We start from the raw sequence: 20389 nt of genomic DNA, 5'->3' as shown, positions 1-20389 counted from the left end.
CCCCGCTCCGGGCGGCCTTCCGCACCGACTACGCTGGACGGCGTGATCGTCCTGTTGCCGCCCTCCGAAGGCAAATCCGCCCCGACAACCGGCTCCCCCGTCGACCTCGACGCCCTCACCCTCCCCGACCTCACCGCCGAGCGGCGCAAGGTCCTCGAGGCCCTCGCCGCGGTCTCCGCGCTCCCAGACGCCCTCGAGGTCCTCGGTGTCGGTGCGAGCCTCGCGGGCGAGGTCGCACGCAACGTCGACCTCGAGCTCGCGCCTGCCGCCCCTGCGGCGCGCGTCTACACGGGCGTCCTCTACGCGGCGGCCGACCTCGCCGGTGCGCTCACGGACGCGCGGGCCGCAGCGCGCCTCCGCTCCGTCCTCACTGTGTCGGCTCTCTGGGGCGTCGTCACCCCAACGGACGCGATCCCCGCCTACCGTCTCTCGATGGGCACCGACCTTCCGGGCATCGGCCCGCTCGCGCGCTTCTGGCGCAATCCGCTGCGCTGCCTCGACGAGCGCGCCGCGGGAGACGTCGTCGTCGACTGCCGTTCGGCGGCCTACGCGGCGGCCTACCGGCCGCGCGGCGCCGAGCACGTCACCGTCAAGGTCCTCCGCGAGCTCGACGGGCGCCGCTCGGTCGTCTCGCACAACGCCAAGCACACGCGCGGTCTGCTCACCGGTCACCTGCTGCGCCGCGCGGGCGAGCCGCCGACGACCGCGGCCGAGCTGCTCGAGGCCGCGACCGAGATGGTCGGGGGCACGCTGCGCGAGGCGACGCTCCATGCCGGCCGTGGGGGCGCGTCGACGCTCGAGCTCGTCGTCTGACGCCACGGCGACCTCACCTGGCCAGGACCCGGGCGTCAGCCTGGGACGACGCCGCTCGCGACGAGTTCCCCGACGCCGTCGGCCCACCGTCGCACGATGACGACGCCGCCGGGCGGAATCCGCACGCGGCTGATCGACGACGCGGGCAGCCCGAGCACCGACGCGACGACGGACCTCACGACGATCGTGTGGCCGACGAGCACCGTCGCCCGCCCCTCACGACCCGCGACGAGACGCGCGAGAAGCGCGTCCACCCGCTCTGCGACCTCAGCGGGCGACTCCCCTCCGGGCGCGACGAGCGTCCCCTCGGCGTGCCATGTGCGGACGGCGCCCGGCACGAGCGCGTCAATCTGCTCGCCCGTGAGGCCGTCCCACGCGCCGAGGTTGACCTCGCGCAGGTCGGGCTCGGTCCCGACGTGGAGCCCGAGCCGCCTCCCGATGGCGGCCGCGGTCTCCTGGGTGCGGACCGTCGGCGACGCGAGGATCTCGCTGACGCGCGGCAGATCGGCCCACCGGTCGCGACCGATGCGCGCGACGAGGTCGGCCGCCCGCGCGGCGTCGATCCTCCCGCCGGACGACAGGCCCGGACCGGGCTGGGTCCCGCCCGTCCAGAGACCGGCCTCGGTCCCTGCGGTGCGGCCGTGCCGGACGACGACGAACGTCGCGGGCTCGCCCGTCGACGCACCCCGGCGCATGCCGCCGGAGGACGCGTGCTGCGACGGCGTCGACGCGGGCGCAGGCTGGTGCGGACCGGACACGGTCAGAACGCGTCCTCGCCGCGCACGAGCAGCCGGCCCGTGTCCTCGCAGTAGACGAGCTCGTCGGGGCCGAGAGCCTTGATGCGCGAGAGCTCGACGGGGCTCACCGGCATGCCCGACGCCTCCGACCGGCCATGACGCAGCGCGGCGACCGCGACGCCGCCGAGGCGGGCGCGCAGCTTCTCGTACGTCGTCACGAGCGTCGTGTCGAGCCCGTCAACCGTGGTCGCACGCTGCGCCGTGACGTCACGGGCTTCCACGTCGAGCTCGGCGTACGCGGCGTCGCGCTCGGCGACGACGCCCTCACGTGCCGCGACAAGCTCGCTGTGCGCCTGCTCGACGCCCGCGAGGGCGGTCTCGTGGGCCTCGAGGCGCTCCATGACGTCGAGCTCGATCTCCTCGAGCACCTCCTGACGCTTCGCGAGCGACTCGTTCTCGCTGAGGAGCGCCGTCGCGTCCTTCGCCGAGACAGCACCGGAGTCGAGCCGCTTCTGGTTGCGTTCGGCGCGCTCACGCACCTGCGTGACGTCGTCCTCCGCCTTGGTGAGCTCACGGCGCAGGTCTGCGACCGCGGTGCGCGACGCGACGAGCGACGCGTGAAGGTCGGCAAGCTGACCGTCGAGCTCTGCGATCCGCGCGAGCGTCGGGTGGTGCGACCGCTTGTGCGCGATCTGGTCGAGTCGCGTGTCGAGCGCCTGGACGTCGAGCAGCCGAGCCTGGTCCGCGGCGGGAGCGGTCGCCATGAGGTTCTCCTCGGGTCGGAAGGGTGGCGCGGGCCAGGAGGCCAGCGCCGGTGCATGCTGGGGTCCACGCTATCGGGTCCGGCCCCCACCTCGGATCGCTGCGCACGGGAGCGTGCCGCTGGGGAGCTAGGGGTGCCCCGGGGACGCGACGCGCGCGGTCCACGGGTCGGTCCGCAGCTCGCTCACGCGCACCTCGACGTCGTGCCCCTGCGCGGCGAGCGCTGCCGCAAGCCGGGACGCGACGACCCGCAGCCACGGCGACTCGCTCGCCCAGTGCGCGGTGTCGACGACGAAGGGCCGCCCGTCGCCGAGGAGCGCTCGCTCGCGCTGCTCGGAGACGGGGTGGTGCTTGAGGTCGGAGGACACGTAGACGTCGGCCCCCGCCGCGGCAGCCTCCGCGAAACGCGTGTCGTCCGAGCCCGGCAGCACCGCGATCGTCCGCACCTCGGCGTCGAGGTCGCCCGCGACACGCAGCCCCTGCGGCGTCGCCGGCAGGACAGCGGCCGCGTGCGCCGCGAACGCGCGCAGCGTGGCGGGCGCGGGCAGCTCGCCCATCCGGCCGGCACCCGTCGTCGCGTCGGCGTCGTCCGGCACGACAGGCCGCACGTCGACGAGCCCGAGCACGCCCGCAAGTGCCTCCGCGACGCCGCCGTCAGCGACGTCCGCGTTCGTGTGCGACGCGAGGAGCGCGCACCCGCCACGCACAAGGCGATGGACGATCGCGCCCTTAGGGTCGTCAGCCGTCACGGCGTGCACGCCGCGCAGCAGGAGCGGATGGTGCGTGAGCACGAGGCCCGCGTCCCACGCGAGCGCCCCGTCGACGACCGCCGCGACCGGGTCGAGCGCGACGAGGATCCGCCGCACCGGCTCCGCGGGGTCCCCCGCGACGAGCCCGACGGCGTCCCACCCCTCGGCGGTCGCAGGCGGGTACCAGGAGTGGACGAGGTCGACGACCTCGCCGAGGGTCGGCTGCGACACGCTTCTCAGTCCCTTCCCGCAGGAGCGGATGCACGGCCTCGGAAGTCGTCCATCGACCCGTAGACCTTGAAAACCCTGTCCGCGACGACGTCCCACGCGGCGAGCGGCAGCAGTCCGCGCACCGTCTTCCCGAGCCCGACCGTCCACGGGGTGAGCCGCTGCGCGCGCCCCGCGAGCATCGCTCGCCACGCACGGTCGACCGCGACCTCGGGCCTCATGAGCGGCGTGAGCAAGGGACCCTTCGCGCCCTCGAACATACCGGTCGAGATGTAGGACGGGCAGAACGTCGTCACGCGCACATGCCCGTTGCCCGTGCGCTCGAGCTCAAGCCGCAGCGAGTCGGACCAGCCGAGCAGCGCCCACTTCGAGGCCGCGTACACGCTCATCCGCGGGTTCGAGAGCGTCGCCGCGGCCGACGCGACGTTGAGGATCCGACGATCGGCACCGTCGGCGAGCATCGCGGGCAGGAGGGTCCGCACGAGCACCATGGGCCCGACCGCGTTGATCGCCATCGTGCCGACGACGTCGCGCTCGACGTCGTGCTCCCAGAACAGCGCGCCCCGCACGACACCGGCGTTGTTGATGACGACGTGAGGCACCCCGCGCTCCGCGAGGTGCGTCTCCGCGGCCGCCACGACGGCGGACACGTCGCCCATGTCGACGACGGTCGTCGACACGTGCGCGTCCGGGGCGGACGCCGCGAGCTCGGCGGCCGTCGCCGCGAGGCGTTCCGCGTCGCGGTCCCACAGGTCGACGTGCCCGGCGCCCTCGCGCAGCGCCCGCTCGGCGTAGAGGCGGCCCATGCCGAGCGCGCCACCGGTGACGAGCACCGACGTGCCCGTGAGGTCGAGTCTCATGTCGACATCCTCCCCCACCGTCGAACACCGTGCGGCCAGACCGACCGCACGAACGACGACACCCGGTCCGACGCACCGCGGGGGCGCGCCGGACCGGGCGTCGGTGAGACGTCAGCCGAGGACGATCTCGACCTTGACGACCGAGCCGGCCGGAGCGGCCGGGATCGCTGCCGTCGGGTCCTGGGCGACACCGTCGACCGTGATCGAGGCGACACCCGAGCTCACGTGGTTCGGGTTCGTCACGACGATCTCGTACGTCGCGTCGCGCCACTGACGCGTCACCTCGAAGCCGTCCCAGTCCTTCGGGATCGACGGGGAGACGACGAGACCGTCGAGCGTGAGGCGCACGCCGAGGATGTACTTCGTCGCCGCCGTGTACATCCAGCCGGCCGTCCCCGTGAGCCACGGGTTCTGCGCCTTGCCGTACATCTCGTGGTCAGGTCGATGCGCTTGCGGGTCGCCTCGTTCGCGTTGGTCTGGCAGAGCTTGCGGACGTTGCCGAGCGTGTAGCCCTCGCCGTTGACCGCGCGCCAGCCCCCCGTGCCGAATGCGATGTGCGTGTCGGTGTTCTTGCGCGGCATGGAGAGGCGGCGCAGGACGATGTCGGCGTAGGCGACGAGGAGCGCCGAGGTGTCGGCGGGGAGCAGTGCGCGCACGTTGGCGAGCGCCAACTCGACGACGGTCGCGTCGCCGAGCGTGCTCGTGAGGAGCGCACGGGACTCGTCGTCGGCACCCGCGGCGAGGACGACGGCTGAAGCACCGCCGGACGGCGCCGCGTTCGGGGTGGGATGGGACATCGTGGATGTCGGCGACCTTCGGCGGCCGCCGGCCGATCTTTGTTGGGAAGCCCAACAGTCGTTGTCACCCTCGCACAGACCCTCCGCGCGACACGCGGCACCAGGATCGCGCCGACCGGTAGCGTGACCTACCGAACCTTCCCCGAGCACGGACGGACTCCCCATGACCAGCCCCCTGCGCATCGCGATCGTCGGCCACGGCAACCTCGGCCGCGGCGTCGAGGCCGCGCTCCTCAAGACCGCCGACGCCGAGCTCGTCGGCATCTACACACGGCGCGACCCCGCCGCCGTCACCCCCGTCACCCCCGAAGCGACAGTCCGGCCTCTCGACGCGCTCAAGAGCGACGCCGACGGCATCGACGTCGCGATCTGCTGCGGCGGTTCCCGCAGCGACCTGCCCGAGCAGACGCCCGCGATCGCACGCTTCCTGCCCGTCGTCGACTCGTTCGACACGCACGCGCGCATCCCCGAGCACTTCGAGCGCGTCGACGCCGCGGCCCGCGCGGGCGGCAACGTCGCGCTCATCTCCGCAGGCTGGGACCCGGGTCTCTTCTCGATTAACCGGCTCTACGGCGAGGCGCTCCTGCCCGACGGCGACACGTACACGTTCTGGGGCCGCGGCCTCTCGCAGGGCCACTCCGACGCGATCCGGCGCGTGCCGGGTGTCGCGGCCGGCGTCCAGTACACGCACCCCGTGCCAGCCGCCGTCGACGCCGTGCGCTCGGGGGCGCGCCCGACGCTCACGACGCGCGAGAAGCACACGCGCGAGTGCTTCGTCGTCCTCGAGCCGGGCGCGGACGGCGCCGCCGTGCGCGAGGCGATCGTCACGATGCCCGACTACTTCGCCGACTACGACACGACCGTGACGTTCGTCGACGCCGACGAGCTCGCCCGCGACCACGCCGGCATGCCGCACGGCGGCTTCGTCATCCGTGCCGCCGAGACTTCCGCGGGGACGCGCCAGGTCGTCGAGTACTCGCTGCGGCTCGAGTCGAACCCCGAGCTCACCGCGGCCGTCCTCGTCGCCTCGGCGCGCGCGGTCGCGCGACTCCAGGCGCGCGGCGAGACGGGCGCGGTGACGCTGCTCGACGTACCGCCCGCGCTGCTCTCGCCGCGCTCGGCCGCCGACCTCCGGCGCGACCTGCTCTGAGTCCAGCCCTTCCGACAGATCCACGGCGGCCCCTCTGTCGAGGTGCCGCCGTGGATCCGTCGGGACGGGTGTGCAAGCGCCATCCTGACACCGTGGACGCCACCCGGCGCGGCGCACGCGCGCCGCGGGCGTCACGCTCGACTCAGCCGCGCACCTTGGCGAGCAGCTCGGGGTTTGACGGCTCGACGAGGTGCGAACCGTCGTCAAAGACGATGACGGGGATGTTCTGACGCCCGGCGATCTCGATCGCCCGCTCGCGCGCGGCCTCGTCGGCCTCGACGTCGACATACGTGTACGCGACACCCTCGCGGTCAAGCAGCGCCTTGGCGCGCGTGCAGTCGCCGCACCAGTCCGCGCCGTACATGGTGATAGTCCCGGCCATGGGGTCCTCCTCCGGTCTCAGGTGCGCACCCGTGCGGGCACGCGTCTCCCTCCACGGTACGTCGGCCGACGCGTCAGCCGTGCCGATGGGTCTCCTGTGCGGCGTGCTCGGCCGTCTCGATCTGGAACGTCGAGTGCTCGAGCGCGACCGGGAAGTGCGTCGCGACGCACTCGGCGAGCCGCTGGAGGATCTCGGGCGCATGGCCGGTCCGGAAGCACTCGTCGTCGACGACGACGTGCGCCGAGATGACGGGCAGCCCCGTCGCGACGGTCGACGCGTGGAGGTCGTGGACGTCGACGACGTGGTCGACACCGAGCATGTGCTCGCGCACCTCGCTGAGGTCGAGGCCGCGCGGGGTCTGTTCGAGGAGGATGCCGCCGGCCTCGCGGAGGATCGTCACGGCGCGCGGCACGATGAGCGCCGCGATGAGCAGGCCCGCGAGGGCGTCCGCCTGGAGCCAGCCCGTCGTGCGGATGACGATCGCGGCGACGATGACGCCGACGGAGCCGAGCGCGTCGTTGACGACCTCGAGGAACGCGGCACGCATGTTGAGGTTGGCGTCGCGGCCCGACGCGAGCACCGCGATCGCGACGATGTTGCCGACGAGCCCGACGACGCCGAAGACGAGGAGCTCGGTTGGTGCGATCTCGGGCGGCGTCCACAGGCGTCGGACGCCCTCGACCGCCGCGTAGACGCCGACCGCAAGGAGCACCGCCGCCTGCGTGAGCGCGGCGAGGACCTCGACGCGCCGGAAGCCCCAGGTGAGCCGCTCGGTCGGAGGGCGCGCCATGAGCGTCGCGGCGACGAGCGCGACCGCGAGCCCGCCCGCGTCCGTGAGCATGTGGGCGGTATCGGTGAGGAGCGCGAGGCTGCCGGTGAGGAGAGCCCCGACGGCCTGGGCGACGAGGATCGTCGCCGTGACCCCGAGTGCGATCGCGATGCGGCGGCGGTGCCCGGGCGCCGCGGGGTCGCCCACGTGGCTGTGGTCGTGTCCGTGGCTCATGTCAGCTCTCCTCCGGTCGCACGAGGTGGCTGCAGAGGCTCACGCGTGCACCCGTCGCGCCGAGGAGGTCCTCGGTCGCCCGCAGGAGTGCGGCGAGGGGTGCCGGTGCGGCGAGGCTGAGGACCGTCGAGCGCCCCTCGGGCCGGGCCGCGACGAGCCCGCACTCCTTGAGGCACGCGAGGTGCGCGCTCACGGTCGACTGCGCGAGGCCCAGGTGCTCGACGAGGTCGCGCACGCGGTGCTCGCCTGTCGCGAGGTGCTGGAGGATCGCGAGGCGGGTGGGGTCGGAGAGCGCGTCGAAGAGATGGGCGTACGTGGCCGTCGCCACGACGTCGACCTCCACGCCCGTGAGATTCATCGCCATGAGCCGATCCTATCGGTGCGCGACGATGAATGCCAGTGTGTCAGTGCCGCCTTTTCGTCAGCCCCCGGCTCACGACCTTCGCGAGCTCGACGACGAGCAGCACACCCACCGACACCGCCACCGCGACGCCCCAGTGCGCCGCGCCGATCGACGCCGACGAGAACCACACGTGCATGAACGGCGCGTAGACGAACACGCCCTGGAGCACAAGCAAGGCCCCCGCCGAGAGCCACAGCACCCGGTTGCCCCGGAGCACGGCCGGCGTGAGGCTCGACCGGTCGAGGAACCGACAGCTGAAGAGGTACGCGAGCTGCGCGAGCGCGAGCGTCGTCACTGCTGTCGTCCGCGCGACCGCGAGCGGCTCCCCCGCCCGCTCGAGCCACATGAACACACCGAGCGCAGCAGCACCGATCGCGAGCGACGCGACGACGATCTTGTTGACCGCCGCCGCATCGAGGATCCCGCTCCGCGAGTCGCGCGGAGGCCGGCGCATGATGCCCGGCTCCGCCTGCTCGTACGCGAGCGCGAGCGACAACGTCACCGCCGTGATCATGTTGATCCACAGCACCTGAACCGGCAGCAGCGGCATCGTGAGCCCCGCGAGCACCGCGACGAGCACGACGAGCGACTGCGCGCCGTTCGTCGGCAAGAGGAACAGCACGGACTTGCGAATGTTGTCGTAGATCCGACGCCCCTCCTCGACCGCGCGCTCGATCGTCGCGAAGTTGTCGTCCGCGAGCACGACCTCCGCGGCGTCCTTCGTCACCTCGGTGCCCTTGATACCCATCGCAACCCCCACGTCTGCCTGCGTGAGAGCGGGCGCGTCGTTGACGCCGTCGCCCGTCATCGCGACGATCTCGCCGTGAGACTGGAGCGCCGCGACGATCCGGATCTTGTGCTCGGGGCTCGTGCGCGCGTAGACGTCGACGTCCCTCACGACCTTGCGGAGCTCGGACGTTGTCAGTTCCTCGAGATCGGCACCCGTGAGCACCCGCGCACCCGGCCGAGCGATCCCCATCTCCTGCGCGATCGCGAACGCCGTGCCCGCGTGGTCGCCCGTGATCATCTTCACGCCGATGCCCGCCGCGTGACACTCCGCGATCGCCTCGATCGCCTCGGGCCGGGGCGGGTCGACGATCCCGACGAGCCCGCACAGCTCGAGCCCGTCCGCGACATCGTCCGCGGCGACCGTCGTCACCCCCGGCTCCGCAGGCTTGCGCGCCGCGGCGAGCACACGCAGACCGCGCGACCCGAGCTCGTCGATCCGCTCGAGCCACATGTCGCGGTCGAGCGGCTCCCGGCCGCCCGTCGCCGACGTCTGCGCCGAGCAGCGCTCGAGCACACGGTCAGGAGCGCCCTTGACGTGGATGACCGCCGACTCCTCCCCGCGCCGGTCGAGGGTCGCCATGTACTTCGTCGCCGACTCGAACGGCAGGACAGCAAGCCGCTCCCACTCCCCCGACGCCGCACCGGCCTTGAGCCCGAGCACCGCGAGAGCGCCCTCGGTCGGCTCCCCGACGAGGCCCCAGCGACCGTCGTCGCCCTGCTCGACACGCGCGTCGTTGCACAGCGCCATAACGTCCGTGAGCGCGTCGAACGCCACGTGCTCACCCCGCACCACCTCGGCGCCACCGGCCGTGAGCCGGCCCTCGGGCGCGTAGCCGACCCCCTCGACGTCGATCGTGAGGTCCGCCGTGAGCACGGTGCGCGCCGTCATCTCGTTGCGCGTGAGCGTCCCCGTCTTGTCCGAGCAGATCGTCGTCACCGACCCGAGCGTCTCGACCGCCGGCAGCTTGCGCGTGATCGCGCGGCGCCGCGCCATCTGCTGCACCCCGAGCGCGAGCGTGATCGTCACGAGCGCCGGCAGGCCCTCCGGAACCGCAGCGACCGCGAAGCCGATCCCCGCCGAGAGCAGCTCGTCGACCGGCTGGTCGTGGACGAGCCTCCCGACGAGCACCATGAACGCGCCGAGCCCCAGGATCGCCACCGCGATGACCTTGCCGAAACGGTCGAGCTGGCGCGTGAGCGGCGTCTTGACGTCCGTCACCTCGGACATCATCGTCTGGATCCGACCGATCTCGGTGTGCTGGCCCGTCGCGACGACGACCCCCGACCCCTGACCGGCCGCGACGAGCGTGCTCGAGAACATCATGCTCGTCCGGTCACCCACGCCCGCGTCGGGCTCGACCGCGCCCGGATGCTTCTCCGCGGGCACCGACTCGCCCGTGAGCGCCGACTCCTCGATCCGGAGGTTCGTCGCGTCGAGCACCCGCACGTCGGCCGGCACGCGGTCACCCGCACGCACGCGCACGATGTCACCCGGCACGAGGTCGTCCGCGTCGATCTTCGACCACTGCCCGTAGCGCAGTGCCTCCGCGTGCGTCGAGAGCATCGTGCGCAGCGACGCGAGCGCCGACTCGGCCTTGCCCTCCTGGACGAAGCCGATGCCCGCGTTGATGATCGCGACCGCGAGGATGACGGCGAAGTCGACCCAGTCGCCGACGACCGCCTTGAGGACCGCCGCGACGAGGAGGACGTAGATGAGCACGTCGTCGAAGTGGACGAGGATCCTCTTCCAGAGCGGATCGCGCTCGGGCGGCGGCAGACGGTTCGCACCGTGCTGCGCGAGCAGCCGTGCCGCGTCGTCGGTCGTGAGTCCGTCCGCGCTCGTGCCGAGCTCCGCGAGGACCTGCCCCGTGGACTGCGCCCACGGGACGTGCCCGGCACGCTCCCCCGGCGACCCGTCGGGGAGCGCAGCGCCGGGCTGCGTCGGGTCCGGCTGCGCGTGCGCTGACAGCGTGGCTTCGTCCATGGTGTCCATGGTCACCCGGGCGCGGGACGACCGCCACGTCCTTGGGTCCCATCGATACACGTCGCACGCCTCTCGGACACCCCGCAACGCGGGCGGAGCGGTTCCACGGGCCGACCGTCCCGGCGAGGTCGGCCCCCGGGGTCGTACCCTTCCGGGGTGAAGATCCTCTCCATCCAGTCCTCCGTCGCGTACGGCCATGTCGGCAACTCCGCCGCGGTGTTCCCGCTACAGCGCCTCGGCGTCGAGGTCATGCCCGTCCACACGGTGAACTTCTCCAACCACACCGGCTACGGCGCGTGGCGCGGACCGCTCATCGACCCGGCCGATGTCCGCGACGTCGTCACGGGCATCGAGGAGCGCGGCGCGTTCGCCGACACCGACGCGATCCTCTCGGGCTACCAGGGCGGCGAAGGCATCGCCGACGTCATCCTCGACGCGGTCGCCCGCGTCAAGGCCGCCAACCCGGCCGCGCTCTACGCGTGCGACCCCGTCATGGGCAACGCGAAGAGCGGCTGCTTCGTCGCCCCCGCGATCCCCGTGCTGCTGCGCGACCGCGTCGTGCCCGCGGCGGACATCATCACGCCCAACCAGTTCGAGCTCGGGTTCCTCACCGGCACGGAGCCCGACACGCTCGCCTCGACGCTCGAGTCGGCCGACCTCGCGCGGGCGATGGGTCCGTCGGTTGTCCTCGTCACGAGCGTCGAGCGTCCCGACCGCGAGCCCGGCACGATCGAGATGCTCGCCGTCACGCCCGAGGGTGCGTGGCTCGTGACGACCCCGTACCTGCCGCTCAAGGCCAACGGCTCGGGCGACGTCACGGCGGCGCTCTTCACCGCGCACTACGTACGCACGCGCAACGCCGCCGAGGCGCTCGCCCGCACGACGTCGTCGGTGTTCGACCTGCTCCGCACGACGCACGAGTCCGGACGCCGCGAGCTCGAGCTCGTCGCCGCCCAGGAGTTCTACGCGCACCCGCAGCTGCAGTTCGAGGTCCGCCAGGTGCGCTGAACCCCACCGGGTCCCACCGTGAGGGGCCGTGCACGCCATCTGCGCGCACGGCCCCCTCGCGGTCGTCGGGTTCCCGGTCCTGGTGGGCCTCAGCCGGTGATGGACTTCCCGATGATCTCCTCGATCGCGTCGGTGTCGATCGGCTCGCCCCAGTCCTCGTAGACGACCTCGGAGACCGCCGTGCCGTCCGTCGTGACGATCTTGGCGGTCGGACCCGGGACCTCCGTGTAGTAGGTGACCTCGGTCGCGAAGCCCTTGACGAGCTCGATCGGGGTCGCGGACACGATGCGCCACAGCGAGCGCTCTGTGCCACCCGCCACCTCGACCTCCTCCCGCCCCTCGACGACCCACTCGGACGAGAGCCCGAGGATGTTGTTGTAGAAGTCGGGCTGGAACATCCGACGCGATTGGTCCGTCACGTCGGCGACCCACATCGCTTCGCTGTCGCCGTCGGGATCTGCCTTGACCACCTTGCCGCCGACGCGCATCCACGCGTCCGTCGGGGTGATGACGATGAGCGAGTCACCGCCCGTGACCATCCCGTACGTGCCGTCGTCGGCATGAAGCCACTGGTAGTGCGCAGGCTCGGAGTCAGCCGTCACCTTGATGGTGCGTGCGCCCGTGCGGGCAGCCCGCGCGAAGTCCTCGAGACACTGCGCGAAGTCTGCGGCGGCGATGCGAGCGCCCTCGACCATCGCGATCGACGAACAGCTTGCGGGCATCACCGGCCCCGCAGGCACGTCCTGCGTCGGCCCAGAGCCCTCCGGGAGAGACACGCCTCCCCCGGGCGCGGTGCTCGCGGCGACCGTCGACGAGGAACTCACGCCTTCCGCGGGCGGGCCCGACGCGCAACCGCCGACAAGCGCAACCACGAGGGCAGGCAGTGCGACGGCACGCACGAGGACCGACCGGGTCGGCCCAGGGGCGAGGCACTTCAAGAGCGAGATCATGTCGGACATGCGCGCGATGTTAGGTGGGCCTGCTCACGCCCGCGACCTGAAAAGGACCCCGTCTCAGGCGAGCGCCTCCGCGAGCAGTTCGATGCTGCGGACCCGCGCCGCGAGGTCCGGCACCTGGTGGGCGACGATGAGCTCGTCCGCGCCCGTGCGCTCGACGAGCGCCCCGAGGTGGTCGCGGACGTCCGTGACCGTCCCGACCGCGCTCACCGACATCATGTGGTGGATGCGCTCGCCGTGCGGACCGTCGAGGATCGACTCGACGTCCGCGTCGGAAAGTTCGACGCCCGGCCTCAGCACGAAACGCCTCACCCGCTCCCGCAGGACGGCGCGGAACGTGCGCGCCGCGTCGTCCGCGTCGTCGGCCGCGACGACGTTCGCCGCGACGATCGCGTACGGCTCGGGGCACGACGCCGACGGGCGGAAGTCCTGCCGGTAGGCGGCGAGCGCCGCTTCGAGCGCGTCGGGCGCGAAGTGTGACGCGAACGCGTACGGCAGCCCGAGCTGAGCGGCGAGCTTCGCACCGAAGAGCGAGGACCCGAGGATGTAGAGCGGCACGTTCGTGCCGCGGCCCGGGTAGGCGTTGACAGCCTCAGCGGGCAGCCCGTCACCGAGGTACGACGCGAGCTCGACGACGTCCGTCGGGAACCGCTCGGAGTCCTCCGGCCGACGCCGTAGGGCCGCGAGCATCGCGAGATCACCGCCCGGCGCACGCCCGAGCCCCAAGTCGATCCGGCCCGGGTAGAGCTCGGCGAGCGTGCCGAACTGCTCGGCGATCGCGAGCGGCGAATGGTTCGGCAGCATGACGCCGCCCGCGCCGACCCGGATCGACGAGGTGTGCGCGGCGACGTGCCCGACGAGCACGGACGTCGCAGACGACGCGACGCCGCGCATGTTGTGGTGCTCCGCGTACCAGACGCGGTGGTAGCCGGCCGCCTCGGCCGCGCGAGCGGCAGGGACGATGTCCAGGAGGGCCTCGCGCACCGTCCGGCCCGGGGCGGACGTCGCAAGGTCGAGCATCGAGAAGAGCGTCATGCGTGGTCAACCCCGACGTGGGCCGCGATTGTTCCTCACGCCCGCCCGCGAGGCCCGAGGGGCCCGCGCGGCGCGTCGAAGTCGTCGTCGGTGAGTTCCCGCACGACGCGCGCCGGGTTGCCCACCCCGAACACGCCAGTCGGCAGGTCGCGTGTGACGGCCGAACCCGCCCCGACGACGGTGTTCTCGCCGATCCGTGGATCGTCAGCGACGTAAAAGTCACCGGCCATCATCCGCTCGTAGCTGCTGCGCTCGTCACCTGCGAAGTAGTCCGTCCCACGACCGTCGCGGCCGCGGAGCGCGTCACGGGACTTGGGTGGGCCCGGAGGGACTCGAACCCCCGACGTCCACGGTGTAAACGTGGCGCTCTAACCAGCTGAGCTACAGGCCCTTGAAGCGGTCACACGATACCCGTTCGGCGTCGGCGCGTCGCGCACTCTCCCGCATCCTGAGCACGCCGAGCGCCGGCCGCCCGGGAGGTCGTCCGGCGTCGCGCCGCACCTCGGCCCAGCTCAGCGCAGCTCAGCCCAGATCAGCGCAGCTCAGACGAGCGTGAGCGCCTGGTGGTAGCCGGAGAACGCACGCTTCTCGCCGGGAGCGTTGACGATGCTCCACCGGATGACGCCGTCCTCGTCGACGAGGAAGCTGCCACGGATCGCGAGGCCCCGCGACTCGTCGAGCACGCCGTACGCGCGCGCGGCCTCGCCGTGCGGCCAGAAGTCGCTCAGCAGGTCGAAGTCGTAGCCCTCCTGCTCCGACCACGCGCGCAACGAGTAGACGGGGTCGCACGAGATCGCCAGCACGCGGACGCCCGCGTCCTCGAAGTCCTCGAGGTTGTCGCGGATCTCGCACATCTCGCCCGTGCAGATCCCCGAGAACGCGAACGGGAAGAAGACAACGAGCGCGGGCGTGCCGCGCAGGTCGGAGAGCGTCACCGGCGTGCCGTGGACGTCCTGGAGCGTGAAGTCGGGAGCCGGCTCACCGACCTGCGGGATGCCCGTCACGTCAGCGGCCTCGGCCACGCGTGCCGAGCTTCGTCGCCGACCAGTCCTCGGCGAGCGAGAACGTGCTCGTCGCGTGCAGGCCCGCGGTGGTCGCCGCCTCCTGGATGTCGCTGTGGCCGACGTGGCCGCGACGCCCAGGCTTGGGCGTGAGCACCCAGATGGGTGCCCCGTCGTCGAGCACCGTCTGGACGTCGACGAGGGTGTCCGTGAGGTCCTCGCCCTCACCGTCGCGGAACCAGACGATCGCACCGTCGACGACGTCGTCGAAGTCCTCGTCCGCGAGGTCAGCACCCGTGAGATCGGCGATCGCATCGCGGACGTCGTGGTCGACGTCGTCGGCATACCCGAACTCCTGGACGAGATGCCCGTCCTCGAAGCCCAGCCTGTCCACACCCGTCGCGCCCGTCGCGCTACCCGGGTCCGTGCTCGTCGCCACCTGTGTCCGCCTTCTCTCGCATCCGCCGACGACGGCAGCCGCCTGGGGCGCCGTCGCCGTGGGCCCGGAACGGGGCCCACGCAACCAACCTAGTCCACGGGACGGGCCTCCGTCCCGGTGTCCGCCCTGCGACGCGCCCTGCCGCGCCCGGTGGTCAAAACGTAGAGTGTCATGGACGTCACGCCCGTTGGAGGCCCCGTGGGTGTGACTTTGCCGCCCTGTGGTGAACACAATGGTTCGGCACCACCCGACGCGGGCAGCGGCACACCGCACCGCCGAGGACCGGCCCGGCCCCTCCCGCACCTGCGGGTGCGGGCTCCCGAGGAGATGAAGAGGTTTCTGGTGGCATCGCACGACGAGACGCGCCCGCTCATCAACGGCCTGCTGAGCCAGGTCCCCGACTTCGACCCCGCCGAGACGGCGGAATGGGTCGAGGCGCTGGACGGGCTCATCGACGACCGTGGCGGCCCGCGCGCACGCTACGTCCTGCTCAACCTGCTCAAGCGGGCCCGGGAGCGCAACGTTGCGATCCCGACCTCGTTCGCGACCCCGTACGTCAACACGATCGGCGTGCACGAGGAGCCCTACTTCCCGGGCGACGAGGTCATGGAGCGCCGCTACCGCTCGTGGATCCGCTGGAACGCAGCCGTCATGGTGACGCGCGCGCAGCGACCGGGCATCGGCGTCGGCGGCCACATCTCGTCGTACGCGTCCGTCGCGACGCTCTACGAGGTCGGGCTCAACCACTTCTTCCGCGGCAAGGACCACCCCGGCGGCGGCGACCAGGTCTACTTCCAGGGCCACGCCTCCCCCGGTGTCTACGCGCGCGGACTCCTCGAGGGCCGCCTGAGCGAGCACCAGCTCGACGGCTTCCGCCAGGAGCACTCGCACGAGGGCGGCGGTCTGCCGTCGTACCCGCACCCGCGCCTCGCCCCCGAGCTCTGGGAGTTCCCGACGGTCTCGATGGGCCTCGGCCCGTCGTCCGCGATCTACCAGGCCTGGACGAACCGTTACCTCCACGAGCGCGGCATCAAGGACACGTCGCAGCAGGACGTCTGGGCGTTCCTCGGCGACGGAGAGATGGACGAGCCCGAGTCGCGCGGCATGCTCCAGCTCGCCGCGCAGCAACAGCTCGACAACCTCACGTTCGTCGTCAACTGCAACCTCCAGCGCCTCGACGGCCCCGTCCGTGGCAACGGCAAGATCATCCAGGAGCTCGAGGCACAGTTCCGCGGCGCCGGCTGGAACGTCATCAAGGTCATCTGGGGCCGCGAGTGGGACGTCCTGCTCAACGCTGACAAGGACCGCGCGCTCGTCAACCTCATGAACCAGACGGTCGACGGCGACTACCAGACGTTCCGCGCGAACGACGGCGCCTACATCCGCGAGCATTTCTTCGGCCGCGATCCGCGCACCAAGGCGCTCGTCGAGAACATGTCGGACGACGAGATCTGGGCCCTCAAGCGCGGCGGCCACGACTACCGCAAGATCTTCGCGGCCTACGCCGCGGCGCGCGCCCACACGGGCCAGCCGACCGTCATCCTCGCGCACACCGTCAAGGGCTACGGCCTCGGCTCGGGCTTCGCGGGACGCAACTCGACGCACCAGATGAAGAAGCTCAAGAACGCGGAGCTCAAGACGCTGCGGGACACGCTGCACATCCCGATCACGGACGAGCAGATCGACGCCGAGCCGTACATGCCGCCGTACTACAACCCCGGCCCCGAGGACCCGACGATCCAGTACATGCTCGAGCGCCGCCGCGCGCTCGGCGGGTTCGTCCCAGAGCGCCGCACGAAGCACACCGAGCTCACCCTGCCCGGCGACAAGGCCTACGAGCTGCTCGCCAAGGGCTCGGGTCAGCAGGAGGTCGCGACGACGATGGCGCTCGTGCGCCTCTTCAAGGACCTCGTGCGCGACAAGGAGTTCGGCCACCGCATCGTCCCGATCATCCCGGACGAGGCGCGGACCTTCGGTCTCGACTCGATCTTCCCGAGCGCGAAGATCTTCAACACGCTCGGCCAGAACTACACGCCGGTCGACGCCGAGCTCATGCTCTCCTACCGGGAGTCCGAGTCCGGCCAGATCATGCACACGGGCATCAACGAGGCCGGTTCGGCTTCCGCCTTCCAGGCTGTCGGCACGTCGTACGCGACGCACGGCGAGCCGCTCATCCCGTTCTACTTCTACTACTCGATGTTCGGGTTCCAGCGGACGGGCGACCAGTTCTGGGCGGCCGGCGACCAGCTGACGCGAGGGTTCCTCATCGGTGCGACCGCGGGCCGCACGACCCTCACGGGCGAGGGCCTCCAGCACGCCGACGGCCACTCGCCGCTCCTCGCGGGCACGATGCCGCACATGGTCCACTACGACCCCGCGTACGGGTACGAGATCCGGCACATCGTGCGCGACGGTCTCGAGCGCATGTACGGCCAGGACAACGGCGGCCGCGACCGTGACGTCGTCTACTACCTCACGGTCTACAACGAGCCGATGCGTCAGCCTGCCGAGCCGGCGGACGTCGACGTCGACGGCATCCTCAAGGGCATCCACCGCATCCACCGCGCTGAGGGTGAGGGCCCGCGCGCGCAGATCCTCTCGTCCGGTGTCGGTGTGCTCTGGGCCCTCGAGGCCGCCGAGATTCTCGCGGCCGACTGGGGCGTCCAGGCGGATGTGTGGTCGGTGACGAGCTGGCTCGAGCTACGCCGCGACGGCCTCGCCGCCGACGAGCACAACTTCCTCCACCCGGGCGAGGAGCGTCGGACGGCGTACCTCACGCAGAAGCTCGCCGACGCTCAGGGCCCGTTCGTCGCGACGAGCGACTACGACAAGCTCGTGCAGGACCAGGTCCGTGCCTGGATCCCTGGCGAGTACCACGTGCTCGGTGCGGACGGCTTCGGCTTCTCCGACACCCGCGCCGCGGCGCGCCGCTACTTCAAGATCGACGGGCCCTCGACGGCCGTCCGCGTGCTGCAGGCCCTCGCGGCCCGCGGCGAGATCGCGGCCGACGCCCCTGCGCAGGCGATCGAGAAGTACCGGATCCACGACGTCACGGCCGGCACGTCCGGCTCGGTGGGCGGCGACTCCTGACGGAGCCCGTCCTCGCTGACGAAGGGCAGGAGCCCCGCACCGTGAGGTGCGGGGCTCCTGCCGTTCGTGCGTAGGGCACGTGGCGCGCGGACGCGCGTGGCGCGCGCAGGTTCAGGCCGTCGAGCTGTCCGACGCCTCGTCGAGCGCCGCGCGGAGCTCGGTGTGCATCCGTGCCGCCCGCGGCTGGTCCTGGTGCTGGTCGATCGCCGCGAGGTGACGCTCGGCCTCGTCCGGGCGACCGGCCTCAAGCGCGGCGAGGACGAGGTGGCGTCCGACCTCGAGGTCGTGCTCGCGGGCGCGCCAGTGACCGGTGCCGAGCGCAAGGGCCTCGTGGGGTCGGTCGGCGTCCCTCAGAACTCCGAGACCGTGCGCGAGGGCTGTGCCGGTCGTGTCGCGCTCGTGCGCGGTGACGAGCCTGCGCACGGCCTGCTCGTGGTCCTCCGCGACCGAGAGCCTCGCCAGCTCGACGAGCGGGTACCAGGCGCGTGGGTGCCCCGCGAGCTCCTCGGCGAGCGCCCACACGGCAAGGTCACCGCGCCGGGCGCGCTCCTGCTCCGCAGTCTCGACGTCCTCCGCGGGCACGAGCGGGTCCTCGGCAGGGTGCGGGCCGTCGGCGCGGCGTCGGACGAGCTCGGCGAGCTCGCGGAACGCACCCACGTCATTGGGATCGCTCGCGAGCCGCGACCGCAGCCGGTCCTCCCGTGGCTCGTCCCCTGCCGGCGCCGCGCTCGTCGGGCGCCGTGCGCCGACCCGTGAGACCGGGGCAGGTCGCTGGAAGAGCTTGCGGAACTTCGGGAAGACAGCCATGACTTGACCATATCCGCTTCAAGGTCAGGTGTCCCGGGCAGATCCGCCCCGTCTCGCCGCCCGAGAGCGACATGCCCCGGGTTTTGTCGCTACCCCACAACCGGGGTCGTATGCTCACCCCATGACCCCGCCCCTCGCCATGCCCGACGACGCACGCGTCGACGACGAGAACCTTCGCCGTGTTCGTGAGGGCGCGAGCATGCTCACGAAGGCCGCGCTCGCCCAGCTCGACGCCGAGCTCTCGTGGTACCGCGACCTGCAGGCCGACGACCGCTCGTGGATCGGCGTCGTCGTGAGCTCGGCGGTCTCGGCGTTCATCGAGTGGTACACCGACCCGGCGAATGCGACGGGTGTCGGCGAGATCTTCTCGGCCGCGCCGCCCGAGCTCACGCAGGCGATCTCGCTCCAGCAGACGCTCCAACTCGTGCGCCTCGCGGTCGAGGTCGTCGAGGCGCACTCCGACCGACTCGCGGTCCCCGGTCAGGAGCGCGACCTGCGGGAAGCCGTCCTGCGGTACTCGCGTGAGGTCGCGTTCTCCGCGGCCGAGGTCTACGCGCGTGCCGCCGAGATGCGCGGCGCGTGGGACGCACGCCTCGAGGCGCTCACGGTCGACGCGCTCATGCGTGGCGAGAACGACGACGCCGTGCGCTCGCGCGTTGCGGCCCTCGGCTGGTCGGGGGCCGCGAACGTCCTCGTCATGGTCGGGACGACGACGACCAGGCTCGACGAGGTGCGCTCGGCGGAGCTGCGACGCGCGACCCGCCGGCTCGTCGACGACGTGCTCGTCGGCATCCAGTCGGACCGAGTCGTCCTCGTCCTCGGCGGAGGCGACAACCTCCTCGAGGCGGCCCGCTCGCTCGTCGCCCGCTTCGGCCCCGGCCCCGTCGTCATCGGGCCCGTCGTCGGCTCGATCTCCGAGGCCGGGCGCAGCGCGGCCGCGGCCCTCGCCGCGCTCGCCGCGGCCCCCGCGTGGCCGCAGGCCCCCCGCCCCGTCCACGCCGACGACCTCCTGCCCGAACGCGTCCTCGTCGGCGACCGGCTCGCCCGCCGGACCCTCGTCGACACCGCCTTCGCGCCGCTGAGCGCAAGCACGGGCTCCGTCCTCGAGACGCTCTCGGCGTACCTCGGCACGGGGCGTTCGCTCGAGGCTGCGGCGCGCTCGCTCTACGTCCACCCCAACACCGTGCGTTACCGCCTCCGGAAGGTCGCCGAGCTTACAGGCTGGGACCCGCTCGACGCCCGGGAGTCGTTCGTCCTCCAGGTCGCGCTCGCCCTCGGCGAGCTCGAGCGTCACGAGATCCCCCGCCTTCCCTAGGTCTTGTAGGTATCTCACAACGTCGTCTCGCACACTTGGTGCGCGTCGTCACGGGCTGCACGCACCCCCCGGAAGGCAAGG

General features: G+C 72.1%; 20 protein-coding genes and 1 tRNA gene. 5 read left to right on the top strand and 16 right to left on the bottom strand.

Annotated elements, in window-relative coordinates; genetic code table 11:
* Positions 1-42: 42 nt before the first annotated feature.
* Positions 43-813, top strand: coding sequence for a YaaA family protein (locus C1729_RS02355; RefSeq protein WP_165375400.1), 771 nt, complete (start codon positions 43-45; stop codon positions 811-813).
* 35 nt (positions 814-848) lie between these two features.
* Here the strand turns inward: C1729_RS02355 and C1729_RS02350 are convergent, their stop codons facing one another.
* The 5 genes from C1729_RS02350 to C1729_RS02330 all read right to left on the bottom strand — a co-directional run bounded on the left by C1729_RS02350 (position 849) and on the right by C1729_RS02330 (position 4578).
* Positions 849-1571 (bottom strand): histidine phosphatase family protein, encoded by a 723-nt coding sequence (locus C1729_RS02350; RefSeq protein WP_242493678.1) that lies wholly within the window; start codon positions 1569-1571, stop codon positions 849-851.
* A gap of 2 nt (positions 1572-1573) precedes the next feature.
* Positions 1574-2314 carry a zinc ribbon domain-containing protein gene (locus C1729_RS02345; protein WP_102508346.1) on the bottom strand — a complete coding sequence of 247 codons (741 nt, stop codon included), beginning with the start codon at positions 2312-2314 and terminating at the stop codon, positions 1574-1576.
* 126 nt (positions 2315-2440) lie between these two features.
* Positions 2441-3292, bottom strand: a complete 852-nt coding sequence (locus tag C1729_RS02340) for a Nif3-like dinuclear metal center hexameric protein (protein WP_102508345.1) — start codon at positions 3290-3292, stop codon at positions 2441-2443.
* Between the two features lie 5 nt (positions 3293-3297).
* Positions 3298-4149 carry an SDR family NAD(P)-dependent oxidoreductase gene (locus C1729_RS02335; protein WP_102508343.1) on the bottom strand — a complete coding sequence of 284 codons (852 nt, stop codon included), beginning with the start codon at positions 4147-4149 and terminating at the stop codon, positions 3298-3300.
* A 111-nt stretch (positions 4150-4260) separates the two neighbouring features.
* The gene (locus C1729_RS02330; protein ID WP_102508341.1) at positions 4261-4578 is read right to left on the bottom strand and encodes a GH36-type glycosyl hydrolase domain-containing protein; all 318 of its coding nucleotides are present in this window, start codon (positions 4576-4578) and stop codon (positions 4261-4263) included.
* Positions 4579-5109: 531 nt separating this feature from the next.
* Between C1729_RS02330 and C1729_RS02320 the strand changes: the two genes are divergently transcribed.
* The gene (locus C1729_RS02320) at positions 5110-6096 is read left to right on the top strand and encodes a diaminopimelate dehydrogenase (RefSeq protein ID WP_102508337.1); all 987 of its coding nucleotides are present in this window, start codon (positions 5110-5112) and stop codon (positions 6094-6096) included.
* Positions 6097-6238: 142 nt separating this feature from the next.
* Here C1729_RS02320 and C1729_RS02315 read toward each other — a convergent pair whose 3' ends face one another.
* The 4 genes from C1729_RS02315 to C1729_RS02300 form a co-directional block, all read right to left on the bottom strand.
* Complete coding sequence (locus tag C1729_RS02315) at positions 6239-6478, bottom strand: glutaredoxin family protein (protein WP_102508335.1); 240 nt, start codon at positions 6476-6478, stop codon at positions 6239-6241.
* 73 nt (positions 6479-6551) lie between these two features.
* Positions 6552-7481, bottom strand: coding sequence for a cation diffusion facilitator family transporter (locus tag C1729_RS02310; RefSeq protein WP_102508333.1), 930 nt, complete (start codon positions 7479-7481; stop codon positions 6552-6554).
* A 1-nt stretch (position 7482) separates the two neighbouring features.
* Positions 7483-7845: an ArsR/SmtB family transcription factor gene (locus C1729_RS02305; RefSeq protein ID WP_102508332.1), complete on the bottom strand. Its 363-nt coding sequence runs from the start codon at positions 7843-7845 to the stop codon at positions 7483-7485.
* 40 nt (positions 7846-7885) lie between these two features.
* Positions 7886-10657, bottom strand: coding sequence for an HAD-IC family P-type ATPase (locus tag C1729_RS02300; RefSeq protein ID WP_102510461.1), 2772 nt, complete (start codon positions 10655-10657; stop codon positions 7886-7888).
* Positions 10658-10813: 156 nt separating this feature from the next.
* On the opposite strand from C1729_RS02300, the gene pdxY reads away from it, so the two are divergent.
* Positions 10814-11665, top strand: a complete 852-nt coding sequence (gene pdxY, locus C1729_RS02295; RefSeq protein ID WP_102508330.1) for a pyridoxal kinase PdxY — start codon at positions 10814-10816, stop codon at positions 11663-11665.
* Positions 11666-11754: 89 nt separating this feature from the next.
* On the opposite strand, the gene C1729_RS02290 is transcribed toward pdxY, so the two are convergent.
* The 6 genes from C1729_RS02290 to C1729_RS02265 form a co-directional block, all read right to left on the bottom strand.
* Positions 11755-12624, bottom strand: coding sequence for a hypothetical protein (locus C1729_RS02290; RefSeq protein WP_102508328.1), 870 nt, complete (start codon positions 12622-12624; stop codon positions 11755-11757).
* Between the two features lie 54 nt (positions 12625-12678).
* Entirely contained in the window at positions 12679-13656 is a 978-nt protein-coding gene (locus C1729_RS02285) for an LLM class flavin-dependent oxidoreductase (RefSeq protein ID WP_102508327.1), read from the bottom strand.
* Between the two features lie 35 nt (positions 13657-13691).
* A complete protein-coding gene (locus tag C1729_RS02280) occupies positions 13692-13886 on the bottom strand; it encodes a hypothetical protein (protein ID WP_102508325.1) in 195 nt (64 codons plus the stop codon).
* An 87-nt stretch (positions 13887-13973) separates the two neighbouring features.
* Positions 13974-14047 (bottom strand) — tRNA-Val (locus C1729_RS02275).
* A 151-nt stretch (positions 14048-14198) separates the two neighbouring features.
* A complete protein-coding gene (locus tag C1729_RS02270) occupies positions 14199-14678 on the bottom strand; it encodes a peroxiredoxin (protein WP_242493677.1) in 480 nt (159 codons plus the stop codon).
* Entirely contained in the window at positions 14662-15096 is a 435-nt protein-coding gene (locus C1729_RS02265; RefSeq protein ID WP_102508324.1) for a DUF3052 domain-containing protein, read from the bottom strand. The genes C1729_RS02270 and C1729_RS02265 overlap by 17 nt, the downstream gene beginning before the upstream one ends.
* Positions 15097-15438: 342 nt before the next feature.
* Between C1729_RS02265 and aceE the strand changes: the two genes are divergently transcribed.
* Complete coding sequence (gene aceE / locus C1729_RS02260) at positions 15439-18186, top strand: pyruvate dehydrogenase (acetyl-transferring), homodimeric type (protein WP_102508322.1); 2748 nt, start codon at positions 15439-15441, stop codon at positions 18184-18186.
* A gap of 111 nt (positions 18187-18297) precedes the next feature.
* On the opposite strand, the gene C1729_RS02255 is transcribed toward aceE, so the two are convergent.
* A complete protein-coding gene (locus tag C1729_RS02255) occupies positions 18298-18993 on the bottom strand; it encodes a hypothetical protein (protein WP_242493676.1) in 696 nt (231 codons plus the stop codon).
* A gap of 121 nt (positions 18994-19114) precedes the next feature.
* Here C1729_RS02255 and C1729_RS02250 point away from each other — a divergent pair, with 121 nt between their 5' ends.
* The gene (locus tag C1729_RS02250) at positions 19115-20308 is read left to right on the top strand and encodes a PucR family transcriptional regulator (protein WP_102508320.1); all 1194 of its coding nucleotides are present in this window, start codon (positions 19115-19117) and stop codon (positions 20306-20308) included.
* Positions 20309-20389 lie beyond the last annotated feature (81 nt).

The organism is Sanguibacter massiliensis, from assembly GCF_900240335.1.
GTDB classification, from domain to species: domain Bacteria; phylum Actinomycetota; class Actinomycetes; order Actinomycetales; family Cellulomonadaceae; genus Flavimobilis; species Flavimobilis massiliensis.
This window is presented reverse-complemented; position numbering and strand designations above follow the sequence as displayed.